Origin of the sequence: Rhodosalinus sp. FB01 (genome assembly GCF_041365715.1) — a bacterium.
Classification (GTDB): domain Bacteria; phylum Pseudomonadota; class Alphaproteobacteria; order Rhodobacterales; family Rhodobacteraceae; genus Rhodosalinus.
The window spans coordinates 1-772 of record NZ_JBGFSH010000036.1; the positions used below are offsets into that span (position 1 = coordinate 1).

Genomic DNA, 772 nt, shown 5'->3' on the forward strand with positions numbered 1-772 from the left:
CGGCGGGCCAGTAGTCGATGCCGTAGCCCGGAAGCGTGGAGAACGGGTTGAGCCGGGTGCCCAGCGCCAGCACCACGTCGGCGTCGCGGATCAGGTCCATCGCCGCCTTCGACCCGTTGTAACCCAGCGGCCCGGCAAAGAGCGGGTGGGCGCCGGGGAAGGCGTCGTTGTGCTGGTAGCCGACGCAGACGGGCGCGTCGCGCCGCTCGGCCAGCGCCATCGACGCCGCGATCCCGCCCTCCGACAGGACCACGCCGGCGCCGTTGAGAAGGACCGGGGTCCTCGCCGCCGACAGCAGCGCCGCGGCTTTGGCCACCGAGGTCTCGCCGCCGGGCGAGACCTCGAAATCGATCGGCTCGGGGATCTCGATATCGACGACCTGGGTCCAGAAATCGCGCGGCAGGTTGATCTGCGCGGGGCCCGACAGGCGCCTGGCCTTGGCGATCACGCGGGTCAGGACCTCGGCGATGCGGGAGGGGTCGCGCACCTCTTCCTGGTAGGCCACCATGTCCTCGAAGAGCTTCATCTGCTCGACCTCCTGGAAGCCGCCCTGGCCGATGGTCTTGTTGGCGGCCTGCGGCGTGACCAGCAGCAGCGGCGTGTGGTTCCAGTAGGCGGTCTTCACGGCGGTCACGAAATTGGTGATGCCCGGGCCGTTCTGCGCGATCATCATCGACATCCTGCCCGTCGCGCGGGTGTAGCCGTCGGCCATCATCCCCGCGCTGCCTTCATGGGCGCAGTCCCAGAAGGTGATCCCCGCCCTCGGAAAAAG

The 772-nt window shown here is 69.3% G+C and carries 1 protein-coding gene; it reads right to left on the reverse strand.

Annotated features, from left to right (window positions below; genetic code table 11):
- A partial coding sequence (locus AB6A65_RS16395; RefSeq protein WP_371039472.1) for a thiamine pyrophosphate-binding protein occupies nucleotides 1-772 on the reverse strand: 772 nt, incomplete at both ends.